The organism is Acinetobacter sp. SA01 (assembly GCF_011319235.1).
Classification (GTDB): Bacteria; Pseudomonadota; Gammaproteobacteria; order Pseudomonadales; family Moraxellaceae; genus Acinetobacter.
Genome location: NZ_WXXM01000001.1, coordinates 286147 through 304457, shown reverse-complemented (window position 1 = coordinate 304457; position 18311 = coordinate 286147). Strand labels below are relative to the sequence as shown.

Here is an 18311-nt window from a genome sequence, read left to right as displayed (position 1 = left end):
GCTCGAATTGAGCGCTTTTTTATGCCAACCCTTATTTTAATAAAGGCGGAACGGCTTCGTAGTTGATTTCTACGCGGCGGTTTTCTTTCCATGCATTTTCGTCATGACCTGGATTAATCGGCATTTCCTTGCCATAGCTTACGGCTTCCAATTGGGTTGCAGCTACACCGTTAGTCAGCAAGAAACTTTCTACTGCCTTGGCACGACGTTCGCCCAAGGCCATGTTGTATTCACGGGTACCACGTTCATCGGTATGACCTGTCAAAGCAACTTTTGAGTTGGCATTGGCTACAAGAAACTGGGCATGTGCCTGAAGGGTTTGATAGTCCTCATTTGAAAGTTCACTGCTGTCATAGTCAAAGTGAACCACACGCTTGGCCAAGAATGCCTTGTTCGCAGCAGTCACACCTTTAGATGACGCACCTGCCAGGTTTTGTGCATTTAAGGCTGCATCTTCACTTAAACCTTCAGTACTGACGGTAGTGGCCCCGCTCGGATTTTGTCCTGCCTGAATTTCAGCAGCAGGCTTGCGGCTGGCACATCCAGTCATCACCAATGCTGTAGCAAGAACAGGAAGGACCAATAATTGAATTGCTTTCATCTGTATCTCCATGATTATCATTACTTTAGATTAATAAAATTAATTCGCTTGTATTGTTATTTAGGGGCCCAAGCCGGTTCGCGAACTTCGCCCTGTTCACTTGGCAAGTTCATGCGAAAACGGCCATCCAGTGACATGATGGACAATAAACCACGGTTTCCTTCACGGGTTGCATAGACCACCATTTGACCATTTGGAGAGAAACTTGGTGACTCATCCAGGCTGGTTGGGGTAAGAATGTTGGTAATACCGGTGTTGATGTCCTGAATGGCCACTTTATAGTTGCTACCACTTGGACGATGGACCAGAGCAATTTTTTTGCCATCTGCACTTAAGGTACCACGGGCATTAAATGCGCCACGGAAGGTTAGACGTTTACTTGTGCTATTGGCAAAATTATAGCTATAAATCTGTGCTGAACCACCGCGGTCAGAGGTGAAAATAAAGGATTTACCGTCTGGAGCATAACGTGCTTCAGTATCAATGGCACTGTCATTGGTCATACGCTGTAGTTCACGCGTATCCAGGTTCATTTGATAGATTTCAGGATTGCCATGCATGGAAGCTGTAAATAGCATGCTCTTGCCATCCGGTGAGAAACTTGGCGCACCATTCAGTCCACGGAAGCTGGCCAGCTTTTCACGGTTTCCTGTAGCCAAGTCCTGTACATAAATGGCTGGGCGTTTAGTTTCAAATGAAACATAAGCAATTTTTTTCGCATCTGGGGTCCAGGCCGGTGAAAGGATAGGATCACGGGAAGTCAGAATGGTTCTCGGCTGCTCACCATCGGTATCTGCAATTTGCAGGGTATAGCGCTGTTCCGGTGTTGCTGGGTTACGCAGTACATAGGCGATACGACCGCTGAAATCACCTGGAATGCCAGTCAATGCCTGGTAAATGGCATCACTGATCATATGACCAGCTTGACGAATACGTGAAGCCGGGACCGTCAATAATTCATTTAACAGGTATTGCTGTTTTTCTATGTCATAGAGCTGATAATGAACTTCAAAACTGCCATTATCAGTAGTTTTTACCGTACCGGTTACCACATAAGGTACACCGGCAGCTTTCCAAGCCTCTGTATTTGGATTATTCATGCTTGCAGTGGCAGGAAGATTTTTGGAAGCACTGGAAAACTTACCGGAACGGTTCAGGTCATTTTCGACGATTGGGTAAATACTTTGATCATTATTAAATGGAATAATGGCAATTTTTGGTGCTTCTTCAGGTGCCTTGGCAATCTCCAGATGTAATTGAGCATAGGATTGCGTGGCTAATACCGGGCTTAAAGCGGCCAAAATGGTTAGGCAAAGTAGATATTTACGCGTCATTTCCATCATCTGCTACGTACTCTAAAAAATATAAATTATTGTGAATCTGCTTGTGTCACATAATGGCATGATTTTGAGTGATTGAAAGCCCATCATAATGACTAAACTGTTATAAGACTGTGAAAAGTGAATAAAATTTTGGCTGTTTTATCGACTGTCCAGTTTAAATGCCAAAAAAAGCCACATCAACCAGAATTTGATGTGGCTTCTAGTTATCTCGCCGTAAAGCTTGAAGTAAAGGTTCTTGCTTCACGTCGTGCATCAGGATCTGAAGGCATTGGATAAGGTGCAGCTGCCCGAACAGCAGCTTCTACACTGGCTTTCATGTCAGGGTCGCTCGAGTTGACAATCACCGACTGAACCGAACCGCTATCACTTAAAGTAACTCGGGCAGTGGCCTTTTGACCTGATGAGCCACTTGGGATGTCCCATGCACGTTTGATTTTATTTTCAAAATCACGTTTTGCTGTTGAGGCAATTTTCTTGGCTTCAGCCTTTCTGGTTGCCGCTTCTTCTGCTGCCTGTTTGGCGGCTGATGCCTTGGCTTCTTCTGCGGCACGTTCACGTGCTTCCGCATCGGCTTTTGCTTTTGCAGCGGCATCGGCTTTTGCTTTATTTGCAGCATCAGTTTTTGCTTTTGTAGCGGCATCTGCCTTGGCTTTATTTGCAGCATCAGCTTTTGCTTTTGCAGCGGCATCTGCTTTAGCTTTATTTGCAGCATCAGTTTTTGCTTTTGTAGCGGCATCTGCCTTGGCTTTATTTGCAGCATCGGCTTTCGCTTTTGCGGCGGCATCTGCTTTAGCTTTATTCGCTGCATCGGCTTTTGCTTTTGTGGCGGCATCTGCCTTGGCTTTATTCGCTGCATCGGCTTTTGCTTTTGCGGTGGCATCTATCTTGGCTTTGTTAGCTGCGTCTATTTTAGCTTTCGCAGCAGCTTCAGCGTGCTGTTTATCCGCCTCTGCTTTTCTTAATGCATCCGCTTTTACTTTTTCTGCTTTTGCACGTTCAGCCTGATCTAATTTACGTTTGGCATCTGCTTCCACTTTTGCAGCGGCATCAGCCTTGGCTTTATTTGCAGCATCGGCTTTGGCTTTCTCGGCAGCATTTGCCTGAGCTTTTGCAGTAGCCTCAGCTTGGGCTTTTAATTTATTTGCTTCGGTAACTTTGGCATTTTCAGCAGCTTGCTGTTCAGCTTTTTGCATCGCTTCAGCAGCAGCCTTCGCTTGCTGTGCAGCTTTATTGCTATCAGGTTTTGCTGGTGTTGGAACAGGTGGTGCAACTGGAATCACAGGAGCAGGTTCAACACTTGGTTCAGCTGTTTGGGTGATTTGTTTAGCGACATTTTTGTCTGCTGTTTCATTAAACTCTGTGACTTCAGGTGTGACAGGTTTTAAATCTTCAGGTTTAACTAAAATGGTAGTGATCTTTTTGGGAGGCTCAGGTGGTTGACTCATGCCCAGATAAAGCAAGCCAACCACTGCAATAACATGCACCCCAAGGGTGAAGCCAATCGCAACTGCATTTTGTTTAAAAGGCGGCTTTTTAAAATCTTTCATAAATTATTTTAATGGCTCAGTCAGTAAACCCACTTGAGTTAATCCTGCATCCTGTAAGGCAGACATGAGTTTCATGACTTCACCATAAGGACGAGATTCACTGCCGTTAATCAGTACACTCATTTGTTTTTTCTGTGCTGAAGCTTCACGTTGTGACTCAGTCAGTACAGCTTTTAATTCATCGAGTGTGAGTACATCATTATTATGTGATTTATCTTCAAGTTTAATGGTGCCATCTGTTTCAAGCGTGACAATGGCAGGGCGGTCTTCGGCCTGCATGGGTACACCATTTGCTTGAGGCAAATCAACTTTTACACCAGTCGTAATCATGGGTGCAGTGACCATAAAAATCACCAACAGCACCAGCATCACGTCGATATAAGGGACAACATTCATGTCACTTTTTAATGGTTTTTTAATACGCTCAAAGCGTCCGGAACGTTGAATTGCCATCAGTCATTTTCCTGTGTAGAACCCACAGTTTGACGTTGTAACAGCGCCACCATTTCTTCAGCAAATAAAGCGCGGTCTGAATAAACTGCTTCACCTTTTGCGGTGTAATGGTTAAAGGCCAAAACAGCAGGAATGGCTGCAAACAGACCAATTGCAGTGGCGATTAATGCTTCTGCAATACCTGGAGCTACGGTTGCCAGTGTAACCTGATCGACCTCTGCCAGACCAATAAAGGCATTCATGATGCCCCAAACCGTACCAAACAGTCCGACATAAGGCGCAACTGAACCAATGCTTGCCAGCGCACCCAAACCTTGTTCAAGGTGTCCCTGATCACGGCTAAGACCCACACGCAAGATACGCTCAGTACTTTCAATACTTTGCTGGGCAGGCGCATTGCGTTTTTTAAGTTTGAAAAATTCACCCAGGCCATGATAGAAAATATCTTCCAGACCGACACGTTTGGAATTGAGCTGGGCATTGTTATACAAGGTATTTAATTCAGCCCCCGACCAGAAGATTTTTTGAAAGTGTTGATCTTCGGCCTGGGCTTTTTTATAACTCATATGTAACTTGGCAATCAGATACCAACTATATAATGATGCCAGAAGGAGCAGCAGCATTACCAATTGAACCACAGGACTTGCTTGTAAAATAAGATCTGATACGTGTAGCGAAGATTCTAGTTGTGTTGCCATAGTTACAATGTGCCAATAAATTTTTTTAGTCTTGTCCTAACTCTTTCAGAATTAGTGTACGGATTTCCTCAGGAAGCCGGGTTGGACGCATACCATCTACGCTGATACATGCCAATTCGACTTCACCAGAAGCAAGCATGATTTCACCACGATAAATATTCTGTTGCAATACAAATGATGTCGCTTTACACGAAACTACACTCGCGGTAACAGTAATCAGATCATCCATCAGGATAGGGCGTGAATATTTCACGTTAATTTTATGAACGACAAAGTTGTAATCTTTTTGGTGCCAGTAGTGATCTACGCCTGAAGCACGTAGCCATTCGGTACGGGTACGTTCCATAAAACGAATATGGTTTGCATGATAGACAATGCCACCGGCATCGGTGTCTTCAATATATACACGAATGTTGAATTCGAATTTATTCGCCATGATTGTGTCCCATTTTTCAATTCAGTTTTATGGTTTTAGCTGTGCTTTTAGCGGTTTTAAAAAAACTGTGAAAATGACGGTTTTTTTGCCAAGAGTCAAGCTGTGTAACGCGTGGCAGTTTATCATTATGAGAATTGAGTCCAATGGCACAAGGTTTCAAATGAAATTTATTCTGTATTGAATTCGCAAAACCTGTAAATACGAAAAGTGAGCAAAGGATGCTCACTTTTTTAAATGTACTTATTTTTTTGTGGTTTGTCTCTTTTTCCAGTCGGCCTGTACCTGTTCTGCAACTTTTGGATAATCCAGAATAAAACGCACATGGCTTTCTACCCCGGTTTTTAAAGTCTTATTATCGACAATAAATAACGGGTTATGGTTAGGTGCGGCTTTGGTCATGTCCTGATCGGCAGGAGTTGCACCCACAAAGACAAACAAGGATGGCATCAGCTGACCATAATAGGCAAAATCTTCGCTGGCACTGGCGTTGTTGTCCAGCACATGCAGTTTATCTTCGCCACTCACCTGAGCCAGCGTGGGTTGCATCAGCTTGGTTAATGTTTTGTCATTGGTTGTAACAGGCGCGTAGGGTGCAATTTCCACTTTTGCTGTGACCTGATTGGCAGCGGCATTATGTTCTAGCATGTTGGGTAAAGTTTTTAAAATGCTCTGGCGAACATCTTCACTGTTAGAACGAATGGTACCCACCATATTCACCTGATCGGGAATCACATTACCTGTTGTTCCCCCGTGAATACTACCAATGCTGACTACGCCCATGCCTTTGGTCAAATCTGCATTACGACTAATCAAACTTTGTATGTTGTTGATCATTTGCGACGAAGCATAGATTGGATCGCGACCCAGCCAAGGCATGGAACCATGTACCTGCTTGCCGTTGACCTGAATGCGTAAATGATCCGCACTGTTCAGAATTGCACCATCTTTATAGGAGAGATTACCGCTTGGCATACCTGCCATTACGTGCATACCAAAAATCACTTCCGGTTTGGGATTGTTCAATGCACCATCGGCAATCATTTTACGTGAACCGATCAAATGACCTTGAGTAAAATTATCAATATCAGCACCGCCTTCTTCAGCAGGTTGGAAAACAAATACCACAGTACCTGCAATTTTATCTTTATTGGCTGCTAAGGCCTTGGCTGCACCCAGTAACATCGCGGTATGAGCATCATGACCACAGCCGTGCATGACATCGGTTTCTTTGCCCTGATAAATGGCTTTGACTTTACTGGCATAAGGAAGTCCAGTTTTTTCTTCAATCGGAAGTGCATCCATGTCGGCACGTAAAGCCATCACTGGACCCGGCTTAGCCCCTTTAAGTACCCCGATGACACCGGTTTTGGCATAGCCTTTACGCACTTCTATTCCATAAGATTTTAACTCTTTTTGTACCAGCTCGGAGGTTTTGAATTCCATATTGCCCAGTTCTGGATTTTGATGAATATGCTGTCGAAGATGAATGGTGTGGGCTTCTACATTTTTAACGGAATCATCAATCCAGTCTGCAAGGCTCAACTGGCTGCAAAGAAGAAGTGGAAGACAAAGGGAGATCTGCTTGTATATGTCCATATATTACCGAATCCTTAAAGGTTGAGATCATTTCAGTGAATCCATAGCATTGCATAATGAAGGAAATTTAGACAAAACTATTTGAGTGCTCTTAATATACTTTTAAGGTATATTTGTTGTTAGTTGCTGGAATACAAAGGTTTTATACGGACTTCGAGACTATAAATACTTTGCGATTTATGTGAAATTAGCTTTTATCAATTTTGTTTATCCCTCTTAATTTTTGGATCTGTGACACAACAATTTTATTTGATTCAATCCATTATTAGGGCATTACAACACTGCATGACATTCGAGTTTAAAATGAGTCGCTTTTTGAAATATATAATTATTTTTGCTTTGGGGTTTGCACTGTGGAATTACTGGCTGAAACCGGATAAAGGTATTTCAGAGGCTGCTGATTATCAGTCTGCTCAAGGAATTCATCAGTTTGATGGCTATAGGATGAAAAATCTGGAAGCGTATGCTGGCGAGTTTCGGGTTTTATCACGAGAAGATTATAGTTTTGGGCGAGAGGCGGAACTTAGTCCAGTTGATTTTGCTTTGGGATGGGGCAGCATGACCAATCCTGCTATTTATAAACAGTTATCGATCAGTCAGAGTAATCGCTGGTATTACTGGCGTTATGAAAATGCACCGCCCATTCCGGTCAATGAAATTTCAACGCACAGTGCCAATACACACTTGATCCCTGCATCGAAACAGATTGCAAAGCAGCTCAAAGCTATTGATCAAGATGATTTGATTTATTTAAAAGGACAGCTGGTTGAGGTCACGGCTGCTGATGGCTGGACTTGGCGTAGTTCACTTAGCCGTGAAGATACCGGGAATGGTGCGTGCGAGTTGATGCTGGTGGAAGAGGTGAGGGTGATTTCTAGATCTTAGGGCTTTTATTTTTAGTGGTGCTAGTTTGTTAATCAAACAGCAGCATGCTTTGATTTTGTGCTTATAAGAAGTTTTAGAATTCGCGTAGATAAATTATAAGATTTCACTGCCACAATTTTTCAATAAAATTGAAATATATTTGTGTAGGCAAAGTCTTACTTTTGAGAGGCCAAAAGTAAACAAAATCCCTTTGTTGGATTGAGGGTATGTCCATATACCCCAATCCAACGGGCGACATCCATGTCGCCTGTCAATTGATTTTTTAAAAGTGATGAATCTAAAAATAAAAATATAAGTTGATGAGTTGTAATAAAATATTTTAGGTAATATTTTGATTTTTAAGGGGTAGGAATTGGCGAACCAACAAGAAAGCATGCAGGCAGTAGTTTTACAGCAGCCGAATGGGCAGAAATTATTTTTAGATATTCAACACTCCACAGATTGGGTTGTAGCAGCATCAATTATTTGTTCTGTTTTTATAAGTTTTATTGGTTTTTTGATTACAATTTATGTGGTGAGAAAGTCTACAGAAAGCCAAATAAAGTCGAATCAAGAACTAATTCAAAGCCAAGAGAAACAGAATAAAATTGAAACAGCTATTCATTTAAGCAAGGAAAAAATTGATGCAATTCGTTTAGCAAGTGCTGATTTTATTTCATTATATGAAAATTTATTATATGAGTCGAAAAACTTACAAAATAACTTAGATATAGATTATCCAATTGAATATGTAGTCGATTTAACTAAAAAAAGAGATCTAATGGAAAGTTTAGGTACTAAACTAGAACTATATATAGGTAATTCGACCCCTGAAGAAAAGTTAATTAGAGCTGATATTATTTTATTCAAGCGAAGGACTATTTCTAATATTACTCCAAGTTTTAGAAAGGAAAAAATAGAAATTAATCTATCAGACTTAAAAGAAGAGGTACGATTATTTAAGGAAAAGATATTCAATTTTTTAAATAGTGAACTAACCAAGGTAAAGGAGGGAGTCTAAACTCCCTTTTCTCATTTGTCCTTCGGCTCAGGTGGCGTCATGCCAAACTGCAAATATGCCATATTGGTGGCAATACGACCTCGTGCAGTACGCATGGTATAGCCTTGCTGAATCAGATATGGCTCAATGACATCTTCCAATGTACCTGAATCTTCCGCCATTGCTGCAGCCAAAGCTTCTACACCGGCTGGACCGCCATCAAAACGTTCTAACAACATGCTTAAATAACGACGGTCTAAAGTATCCAAGCCATCTTTATCGACATTCAGCATATCCAGTGCACGTTGAGCCATTTCTTGGGTGACTTCACCTGTACCTTTCACTTGTGCATAGTCACGAACACGGCGCAACAAGCGGTTGGCAATACGCGGTGTACCACGGGCACGACGTGCGATTTCTTTTGCACCATCATCCGTCATGGGAACGTCCATTAACGAGGCAGAACGCGACACAATATGAGTTAAGTCGGCAACTGAATAAAATTCTAAACGCTGCACAATACCAAAACGGTCACGTAGCGGCGAGGTGAGCAAGCCGGCACGCGTGGTTGCTGCAACCAAGGTAAATGGCGGCAAGTCCAGTTTAATGGAACGTGCGCCTGGGCCTTCACCAATCATGATATCAAGCTGGTAATCTTCCATGGCTGGATACAGAATTTCTTCAATTACAGGAGAAAGACGGTGAATTTCATCAATAAAGAGTACATCGCCTTCTTCTAAATTGGTCAGCATAGCAGCCAAATCACCGGCACGTTCCAGAACGGGACCAGAAGTCGATTTTAGATTACCGCCCATTTCCCGAGCAATAATATTGGCCAGTGTGGTTTTACCCAAACCCGGTGGGCCAAAAATAAGGGTATGGTCGAGTGCTTCGCCACGACCACGGGCTGCGCCAATAAAGATTTCCATTTGCTCGCGTACCACCGGTTGACCAATGTAGTCATCGAGGGAAGTGGGGCGAATGGCACGATCAAAATGATCTTCGGGTTTTTCAGAACCACTGATGAGACGGTCTTGCATATTAAGTCAGTTCTATTTTCGTGAATTTGATTATCGCGTTATGGTCATAAATACCACATTTAGCTGCACGGCCGCGAATGATGAAAGATATCCACTACTTTCGCGTAGGCGATGCCTTACTTTTGAAAGATCAAAAGTAACAAAAATCTTTTGTTGGATTGAGGATATGTCCTTATATCCCAATCCAACTTGGCGACATCCATGTCGCCTATCGCGTATCAAACTTAAGGATAGATCGGTTTATCTATTTGAATTACTTGTTCATCGACTTAAGCGCAGCACGGATAATATCACTTGCTTCGGTAAAGTCCGCTTTAACGGCATTAATCAGTTTTTGTGCTTCGGCAGGTTTATAACCTAATGACTGTAACGCTGCTTCAGCTTCTGCCACCGCAGAGTTACCACTAAACTGGATTTGCTCTACAGTAGAATTGCTTGGTGTCGTGCCAGCTGACATGGCTTTGAAGCGGTCACGCAGTTCAATCATCAAGCGTTCAGCGGTTTTCTTGCCGACACCCGGTACTTTAACTAGCGTATTCACATCTTCATGTTCAACAGTATGAATTAGCATGTCGACGCTGAGAGTAGAAAGAATACCCAAAGCCATTTTAGGACCCACACCGTTGACTTTAAGCAGGGTACGGAAGATGGTTTTTTCCTGAGCATTCAAGAAGCCATATAAAAGCTGAGCATCTTCACGAACGGCGAGATGCGTCCATAATGTAACTTTCTGGCCTTTTTGTAATTGGCAAAATGTGGAAAGCGGGGTATCGATTTCATAGCCCACGCCATTTACATTTAATAATACTGTCGGTGCTTCTAGAGCCAACACCTCGCCAATAAGACATCCAATCATGTTTATTTATTCACTTATCTATCGTTGGTTGCATAGTAGTGAGCATTTGCACGAAAGGCAAAATGCTCAGGTATAATTTTTAAAATCTGGTGAAAATTTTAGCCAGCATATCTGCAACATTTTTACATCAAGCCGGCTTTATTGCCCTGTAACTCTTGCGACAGGTTATAGGCCTGATGGTCTGAGAATTTCGAAATAATATCCAGCACCTGCATAATATTTTCATAGTGATTACTTTGAAAATTGACTCCGGCACGTTGCAGCATGGACATTAAACGCTGTTCTTTAAAGCTCAAGGTTTTATGTGGTGTCGTCAACGGGATAAAGGCATCCAGAATATTTTGCAGGCTTTGATGGGCAATAATCTCTAAACCAGCCTTTTGCGGATGTTCAAAAATCTTGTCACGCGCTAAATTTTTGGCTCGTTCAATCCCCCATTCAATATCTTCAGAACAATATTGCAATAAACTGCCTTTGAGTTGTCCTGATAAAATTTCAAAGTGATGTTTGGTAAAAGCAGTGGTCACTTCATCCACAAGACGTTTCATCACCCGGCCGCGTAAAGCAGCAATTTTTTGCTGCCAGGTGGTTGGTATGGATAATTCTTCAGGCCTGCCATAATCTGCAATCAGGTCGAGGAAAACGGGTTCCACTTCTTCATAAGACAGCATATTTAAAATAATGCCATCTTCCAGATCAATCAGGGCATAGCAAATATCATCCGCAGCTTCGAGTAAATAGGTCAGCGGATGACGGCAATACTGATATTCACCAAGCTGAATTAAACCGAGCTGCTCTGCAATTTGCTTGAGAGTCTCTTTTTCAGACTGGTAACAGCCAAATTTTGCCCGCTGATTGGCCGGGCGGTCGCCTTGTGATGCAATGGTTTTCGACAGCCACGGATATTTTAAATAAGCGCCTAAAGTGGCATAAGTCAGACGCATGCCGCCATCATTGGGATGATAGTCAATTTTGGTTAGTAAACGTAAACCTTGGGCATTGCCTTCAAATTGGCGTACATCGGCCTGTTCTTCCGGGGTGAGTTTTTTTAAAAAATTGCCATGTGAGGCATCGTCAAACCATTCACGTATCGCGTATTCACCAGCATGTCCAAAAGGTGGATTGCCAATATCATGTGCCAGACATGCTGCCTGAATAATGGCACCGACATCGGCAGGGGAAATCCACACCGGGAGTTGATCTTTAATTTTTTCCGCTGCCAGCATGCCCAGTGAGCGGCCAATACAGGAGACTTCCAGAGAATGGGTCAAACGGGTGTGAATACCATCGTGCTGAGTTAGCGGATGCACTTGGGTTTTACGGTTTAGCTGGCGGAAACTTTGTGAAAAGATAATGCGGTCATAATCTTTGTGGAATGGGCTACGTGCCTGTTCTGAACTTTGTTTTTTGCTACCAATACGAACTGTCGAAAGCAGTTCCAACCAACGCATTTGTTCCATTTATCGTTATTCAGTAAAGAGCTGAATTCATCATGCCAAAAAAAAGTCTCACCGACTAGGGCAGGGCGACATGATTTGTCTTTCTGATAATGCACTGAGCTGGGTGCTAGTGTTTGAGCTTGATTATTTACTCAAGAGATCTCTTTCATGAATCCAATGTCTGCTAAAATCTATTTTTTCTTTTAACTTTAAGAATAGTTTATGGTTATTGAAAAATGATTTATGAAAGAACTCTAAGATATCAAGAATGAAAAGATGCAGAATTATGTAACACTGGCTAAAAGATACGGAATTGAGCATAAGCTGTAGTATTGAAATAATATTTAGAAACAAGATAATGCAGGCTTAAATTTATATAAGATTAAAAATTTTTATCTGAAAAATAAAATATTCTTCCATGTTCTTGAGTGAATAGATGGCACATTCGTGAATTTCTATCTAGCTGATTTTGCCAATACACAGTAGAATATGCGCTCTCTCTAAGTCACATTGGCGGTAGGGTCCAATAGACCTGCCCGTGGAGCCAAAATCAGCATGTTTATCGTGGCCGGTGCACCAGCACACTCTTCTTTTAAGAAAACTCAACTCTTAAACCGTCTCGCGTCAATGAGTTCTGTTCAATCAATTGAAAGTCAATGGATTTATCTGTTTGATCAAGCGCTCAACGAGCAGCAGCATCAATCTGCATTACAACTATTAAACGATGGTGCTTCTTTTGAAGTTCGTCAGGCAGCAAGTGATGAAATTCAAATTCTTGTTACGCCGCGTTTAGGCACGATTTCACCGTGGTCTTCTAAAGCGACTGACATTTTTGCCAACTGTAATACCCCGATACACCGCCTTGAACGCGGTGTTTTGTTTACTTTAAAAGGTATTTCTGAAGTATCCAATGAAGTTAAACAGGTTTTACATGACCGTATGACTGAAAGCGTGTTCAATCATATTGATGACGCTGCGGCTTTATTTGTCGAAACTGCACCAAAACCTTTAAATAGCATTGATATTTTAGGTCAGGGTAAACAAGCGCTGGTGAAAGCCAACTCTGAATTTGGTTTTGCCTTGTCAGATGAAGAAATTGATTATTTAACCGCAGCATTTAACAAGCTGGGTCGTAACCCGCACGACATCGAATTGATGATGTTTGCTCAAGCCAACTCTGAGCATTGCCGTCACAAAATCTTTGGTTCTGAATGGACAATTGATGGTGAAAAACAGCCATTGTCATTGTTCCAAATGATCAAGAACACTTATAAAGAATCTCCAACAGACGTGTTGTCAGCATATAAAGACAACGCATCTGTCATCGTGGGCTTTGACACACAGCGTTTCTATCCTAAAAAAGATAACGAAACAGGTCACCACGTTTATAAATACAAGAGCCAGGCTGCTCACATCCTGATGAAAGTGGAAACCCACAACCATCCAACAGCGATTGCACCATTTGCTGGTGCTGCGACAGGTTCAGGCGGTGAAATCCGTGATGAAGGCGCAACAGGTCGTGGTGGTAAACCGAAAGCAGGTTTAACCGGTTTCACGGTATCTAACCTGAACATTCCGGGTTTCGAACAGCCTTGGGAAGAAAATTACGGTAAACCATCACGTATGGCATCTCCACTTCAAATCATGATTGAAGGCCCATTGGGCGGTGCTGCGTTTAACAACGAATTTGGTCGTCCTGCGTTAAACGGTTATTTCCGTACTTTCGAACAAAACGTCAATGGTGAAGTGAAAGGTTTCCATAAACCAATCATGATCGCTGGTGGTTACGGTAACATCCGTCCTGACCATGTTGAAAAAGATGCGATCCAACCGGGTGACTTGTTAATCGTTCTTGGTGGTCCTGCAATGTTGATCGGCCTGGGTGGCGGTGCAGCATCTTCTGTAGATAGCGGTAAATTGGGTGAAAATCTGGATTTCGCTTCGGTACAGCGTGAAAACCCGGAAATGGAACGTCGTTGCCAGGAAGTGATTGATGCTTGCTGGCGCATGGAAGATTTCAACCCGATCGTGTCTGTACATGACGTCGGTGCGGGCGGTATCTCAAATGCCATGCCTGAGTTGGTAAATGATCACGAGTTAGGTGCAGTGCTTGACCTTCGTAAGATTCCATCACTTGAGCCAGGCATGTCTCCAATGGAAATCTGGTCGAACGAAGCACAAGAACGTTATGTATTGGCGATTCGTCCAAGTTCTTTAAGCCTGTTTGAATCTCTTTGTGCACGTGAACGTTGTCCGTTTGCGGTGCTGGGTGAAGCGACTGAAGCACGTCACTTAACTGTTGAAGATCCATTGTTTGAAAACAAAGCCGTGGATATGCCAATGCAGGTGATGCTTGGCGGTACACCACGCATGAGCCGTTCATATGAAACGATTGAACGCAAAGGCGATGACTTTGATGCAGCTAAAGTCACTGATTTGAAAGATGCGATTTTCCGCGTTCTGAAAAACCCGACCGTTGCATCTAAATCGTTCCTGATCACTATCGGTGACCGTTCAATTACCGGTATGGTTGCGCGTGACCAAATGGTGGGTCGCTGGCAAGTTCCTGTAGCAGATGCTGCAGTCACTACAACAAGCCTTGTCGGTTACACGGGTGAAGCAATGGCGATGGGTGAGCGTCCACCGGTTGCATTGCTCAATCCAGCGGCTTCTGCACGTTTATCAGTTGCAGAGTCGATCTCGAATATCATGTCTGCAAAAATCGAGCAGATTAGCGACATTAAATTGTCTGCGAACTGGATGGCGGCTGCAGGTCAACCGGGTGAAGACCAAGCGTTATTTGAAGGCGTAAAAGCCATCGGTATGGAAATGTGTCCTGCGCTGGGTATTGCAATTCCTGTTGGTAAAGACTCATTGTCTATGCGTACCACCTGGAATTACGAAGGTGAAAACAAGTCTGTAACATCTCCAATGTCTGGTGTAATTACTGCATTTGCACCGGTGACTGATGTACGTCAAACATTGACCCCTGAATTGAAAAACCTGGATTCAGTACTGGTACGTATCGACTTGTCTAAAGGTCAGTTCCGTTTGGGTGGTTCGATCCTGGCTCAGGTTTATAAAGCCATTGGTTCGGTAACTCCAGATGTTGATAGCTTCGATGACTTCAAAGCATTCTTCGCTCTAGTTCAAGACTGGAACAACCGTGGCCTGATCAAGGCTTACCATGACATCGGTGATGGTGGCTTACTCGCGACTGTTGCAGAAATGATGTTTGCTTCACGTCTGGGTGTCGCATTGGAAGATCAATCTATTGCAAGCCTGTTCGCTGAAGAAATTGGTGCAGTACTTCAAATCGCAACTAGCGATTGGGAAGCATTACAGGCAGAAATCGCTGAATCTTCACTTAAAGATGCTATCTCTGTAGTAGGTAAAGTGAACAATACTGACCAATTGACTATCAATGGTCTGGTACTTGAACGTGCTGATTTGCAAGTGGCTTGGACTGAAGTATCTCACCAAATTCAACGTTTGCGTGACAACTCTGAAACTGCGGATTCTGAGTTTGCTTTAATCACTGACAAGAACCACAAAGGTATCATCGCACAGCCGACATTTGACCTGAATGAACCGGTTGAAGCGCCGTATATCAATTCACGTCGTCCAAACATGGTGATCTTGCGTGAACAGGGCGTAAACGGTCATGTGGAAATGGCTGCGGCATTCGATAAAGTCGGCTTCAACACTGTTGATGTTCACATGAGCGATTTGCTTGCTGGCCGTATCAGTCTGGATGACTTTGAAGGTATTGTGGCTTGTGGTGGTTTCTCTTACGGTGACGTAATGGGTGCAGGCGGTGGCTGGGCGAAATCAGTATTGTTTAACCCTAAACTGCGTGACCAGTTCGAGAAATTCTTCCATCGTCAAGAAACCTTCTCTTTGGGTATCTGTAACGGTTGTCAAATGTTGTCGCAATTGGCTCCACTGATTCCGGGTGCGGAAAACTGGCCTCGTTTCCACCGCAACACTTCAGAAGTATTTGAAGCGCGTGCAGTGAACGTTCGTGTTGAAAAATCTCACTCTATTTTGTTAGATGGTATGGAAGGTTCGATTCTTCCAATCGCGGTAGCACATGGTGAAGGCCGTGTAGTTGCAACTGAAGACAAGATTGCTGCGTTAAATGCAGGCAATCAAGTCAGCTTACGTTATGTAGACAGCTTGGGTAATGCTACACAGCAATATCCATTGAACCCGAACGGTTCACCAGAAGCGATTACTGGTGTGACATCTACTGACGGTCGTGCAACGATTATGATGCCGCATCCTGAACGTAACTTCCGTGCTGTTCAGCATTCATGGAAACCTGAAGAATGGACTGAAGATGGTGCATGGTTACGCATGTTCCGCAATGCACGTAAGTTCATTGGTTAATTCTGAAGTGTTTTGAAAAAAGCCACCTTCGGGTGGCTTTTTTATTTTGTATCTATTTTTAATTTTATTTTTATTTCTCCCGCTGGACTTGGTTTGGATTTTGCTTTTATATTTGTGTGAAAGATGATTTGTATGTTTTGTGCACAATCATGATGCAATATGGAAGAAAGATGGTTCACTAAATACAAGTTCAGGATTGAATCTCTAAGTGAGGTGACACAATGCCAAAAATTGCAATCTATACAAATGTTGATAAAGCGACTTTACGTAAGAAAGGTTGGATATTTTTTATGGCAGTCGTAGGGCTACAAATGCTGTTTTTGATTGGTAGCTATTTGCTGCAAAGTTCTTAATTTTTAAATTGAAAAAGCCACCGTGAGGTGGTTTTTTTTGTGTTGGATATTTTAATAAAGTCACAGCTGCGCTGATTGTGCGAAATTTTAATCAATAACGCGTAAGCAATATTTTACTTTTGATGCAGCAAAAGTAACAAAACTGCTATGTTTGGTAGAGGATACGTCCTTGTATCCCTACCAAACGAGCGACATCCATGTCACAAGTCATGTGGTTAAGTTTAGTCTTTGAAGATATTTTCATAAAAATGATAAAACTCATCTGTTCTTTTATAGCGAGCAATTTTTGTTTTACCATCCAATACTAGGGGAGATTCAACTTCTCTTAAGAATTGAAAACTAACCAATTCCATATTGGGATTAGAAATATCAAACTCAAATTCTGGATTTTCGTTATTAGTTTTTAGAAAATAAAGTTCCTGTAAAAGGTTTATAAGATGATTATTTAGCTTAGTAATAATATAAGTGTATTGATTAAAAGTTTTGTCATCTATTTCTTTTTTAGTAAGATATTTAAATGATTTGGCTAACAGTTGAGCTTGTTTTTCAAGAATAGTACTTTCAAGAATTTTGAATATTTCTAAACCCAATCTTTGGTGATTAGGGTTCTCCTGCATAAATTGAGAAACCTCATCCTCATCTAAATCTAATGTTTCTAAAAATGTTTTGACTTGAAGGTAATATAAAGCTTCATTATTTAATTTTGACTGAGCATATATTTTTTGAGTGGTATTCTTTAATGCTTCGGGTATTCCGAGCAATGCACTATTACTTGTTTCATATAAAAGTTCTTGGGCATAAGATCCCACATAATTAAGTAATGGATATTTTTTCATAAATTTTATAAATGATCAGAATGTGATCATGATACTTGAAAATAAGATAATTTTTATTCTAAAAATCATTTTTTGAGTCATAAAAACGGCCTCAATCAGCCGTTTTTATTGCTGAAATTCTAAGGTGATAATGGTGACCGAGATGAAAAGAAAAAATCGAAGTCGAAGGGTTAGAACTAAACATAGATCGTTTTTTGAGCAATTTAAAATATTCAACTGTCAGAGAAATGTCAAGAAAGGTAATAGGTAATTGTATTTAAAATGATTTTAATTTTTGATGTTCTGATAAGAGCTCAATGAAATCTGATAGAGATTAATTCAGGTTTAAGCGCTAAGATAATCCTATCTTTATTCTGTTTATTGATAGCATGCTTAAACTGATTTATTACGTTCCTGAATCTCATCTTGAATCAACCAAAAACGCCGTGTTTCAAGCAGGGGCAGGTGGGATAGGCAACTATGAGCATTGTGCCTGGCAGGTGTTGGGTACAGGACAGTTTAAGCCGTTAAAAGGCGCTGATCCTTTTATTGGTAAAGTGGGGGAACTGGAACAGGTAGCGGAATGGCGGGTAGAAACGATTGTGCCTGAAAATCAAGCCTCCAATGTGGCAAAAGCACTTAAGGCCAGCCATCCGTATGAAGAGCCTGCTTTTGAGTTTATACAAATATTAGATATTGATTGATAAAGATAATTTGTAAATATCATTACCTCACTTTATGGTGAGAGGATGTTTTTTTGATTGCGTAGGTGTTGTCTCACTTTTCACGGGCGAAAAGTGACAAAAGCCCTTTGTTAGACTGATGGCATGTCCATATGCCACAGTCTAACCAGCGACATCCATGTCGCTTTCCTTGTA

At 42.0% G+C, this 18311-nt stretch carries 16 protein-coding genes; 5 read left to right on the top strand and 11 right to left on the bottom strand.

The features are described from left to right. Positions 1-31 precede the first annotated feature (31 nt). From pal to GTU69_RS01545, 7 genes are all read right to left on the bottom strand, one after another. The gene (pal, locus tag GTU69_RS01575) at positions 32-601 is read right to left on the bottom strand and encodes a peptidoglycan-associated lipoprotein Pal (RefSeq protein ID WP_166167268.1); all 570 of its coding nucleotides are present in this window, start codon (positions 599-601) and stop codon (positions 32-34) included. Positions 602-657: 56 nt separating this feature from the next. After that, positions 658-1941: a Tol-Pal system beta propeller repeat protein TolB gene (tolB, locus tag GTU69_RS01570; protein WP_166167840.1), complete on the bottom strand. Its 1284-nt coding sequence runs from the start codon at positions 1939-1941 to the stop codon at positions 658-660. Between the two features lie 206 nt (positions 1942-2147). Continuing rightward, positions 2148-3491, bottom strand: a complete 1344-nt coding sequence (tolA, locus tag GTU69_RS01565) for a cell envelope integrity protein TolA (protein ID WP_166167265.1) — start codon at positions 3489-3491, stop codon at positions 2148-2150. 3 nt (positions 3492-3494) lie between these two features. Then, positions 3495-3944, bottom strand: a complete 450-nt coding sequence (gene tolR, locus GTU69_RS01560; RefSeq protein WP_166167262.1) for a protein TolR — start codon at positions 3942-3944, stop codon at positions 3495-3497. Beyond that, positions 3944-4642, bottom strand: a complete 699-nt coding sequence (tolQ, locus tag GTU69_RS01555) for a protein TolQ (protein WP_086196178.1) — start codon at positions 4640-4642, stop codon at positions 3944-3946. Before tolQ ends, tolR begins: the two co-directional genes overlap by 1 nt. A gap of 25 nt (positions 4643-4667) precedes the next feature. After that, positions 4668-5078 (bottom strand): tol-pal system-associated acyl-CoA thioesterase, encoded by a 411-nt coding sequence (gene ybgC, locus GTU69_RS01550; RefSeq protein WP_086196177.1) that lies wholly within the window; start codon positions 5076-5078, stop codon positions 4668-4670. A 240-nt stretch (positions 5079-5318) separates the two neighbouring features. After that, positions 5319-6668: an amidohydrolase gene (locus GTU69_RS01545; RefSeq protein ID WP_166167837.1), complete on the bottom strand. Its 1350-nt coding sequence runs from the start codon at positions 6666-6668 to the stop codon at positions 5319-5321. A gap of 309 nt (positions 6669-6977) precedes the next feature. Between GTU69_RS01545 and GTU69_RS01540 the strand changes: the two genes are divergently transcribed. Both GTU69_RS01540 and GTU69_RS01535 read left to right on the top strand, forming a co-directional pair. Next, positions 6978-7559 (top strand): hypothetical protein, encoded by a 582-nt coding sequence (locus tag GTU69_RS01540; protein ID WP_166167259.1) that lies wholly within the window; start codon positions 6978-6980, stop codon positions 7557-7559. 352 nt (positions 7560-7911) lie between these two features. Continuing rightward, positions 7912-8559 carry a hypothetical protein gene (locus tag GTU69_RS01535; protein ID WP_166167256.1) on the top strand — a complete coding sequence of 216 codons (648 nt, stop codon included), beginning with the start codon at positions 7912-7914 and terminating at the stop codon, positions 8557-8559. A gap of 11 nt (positions 8560-8570) precedes the next feature. On the opposite strand, the gene ruvB is transcribed toward GTU69_RS01535, so the two are convergent. The 3 genes from ruvB to GTU69_RS01520 form a co-directional block, all read right to left on the bottom strand. Next, entirely contained in the window at positions 8571-9578 is a 1008-nt protein-coding gene (gene ruvB, locus GTU69_RS01530) for a Holliday junction branch migration DNA helicase RuvB (RefSeq protein ID WP_166167252.1), read from the bottom strand. 253 nt (positions 9579-9831) lie between these two features. Beyond that, positions 9832-10434, bottom strand: a complete 603-nt coding sequence (gene ruvA / locus GTU69_RS01525; RefSeq protein ID WP_166167248.1) for a Holliday junction branch migration protein RuvA — start codon at positions 10432-10434, stop codon at positions 9832-9834. Between the two features lie 122 nt (positions 10435-10556). Then, the gene (locus tag GTU69_RS01520; protein WP_166167245.1) at positions 10557-11894 is read right to left on the bottom strand and encodes a deoxyguanosinetriphosphate triphosphohydrolase; all 1338 of its coding nucleotides are present in this window, start codon (positions 11892-11894) and stop codon (positions 10557-10559) included. 534 nt (positions 11895-12428) lie between these two features. Between GTU69_RS01520 and purL the strand changes: the two genes are divergently transcribed. Together purL and GTU69_RS17270 are read left to right on the top strand one after the other, a co-directional pair. Then, positions 12429-16265, top strand: coding sequence for a phosphoribosylformylglycinamidine synthase (purL, locus tag GTU69_RS01515; RefSeq protein ID WP_166167242.1), 3837 nt, complete (start codon positions 12429-12431; stop codon positions 16263-16265). 221 nt (positions 16266-16486) lie between these two features. Beyond that, positions 16487-16618, top strand: a complete 132-nt coding sequence (locus GTU69_RS17270; protein ID WP_277343559.1) for a KGW motif small protein — start codon at positions 16487-16489, stop codon at positions 16616-16618. Positions 16619-16839: 221 nt separating this feature from the next. Here the strand turns inward: GTU69_RS17270 and GTU69_RS01510 are convergent, their stop codons facing one another. Further along, positions 16840-17454, bottom strand: coding sequence for a hypothetical protein (locus GTU69_RS01510; protein WP_166167239.1), 615 nt, complete (start codon positions 17452-17454; stop codon positions 16840-16842). A 368-nt stretch (positions 17455-17822) separates the two neighbouring features. Here GTU69_RS01510 and GTU69_RS01505 point away from each other — a divergent pair, with 368 nt between their 5' ends. Continuing rightward, entirely contained in the window at positions 17823-18137 is a 315-nt protein-coding gene (locus tag GTU69_RS01505) for a YqfO family protein (RefSeq protein ID WP_166167236.1), read from the top strand. Positions 18138-18311: the final 174 nt, after the last annotated feature.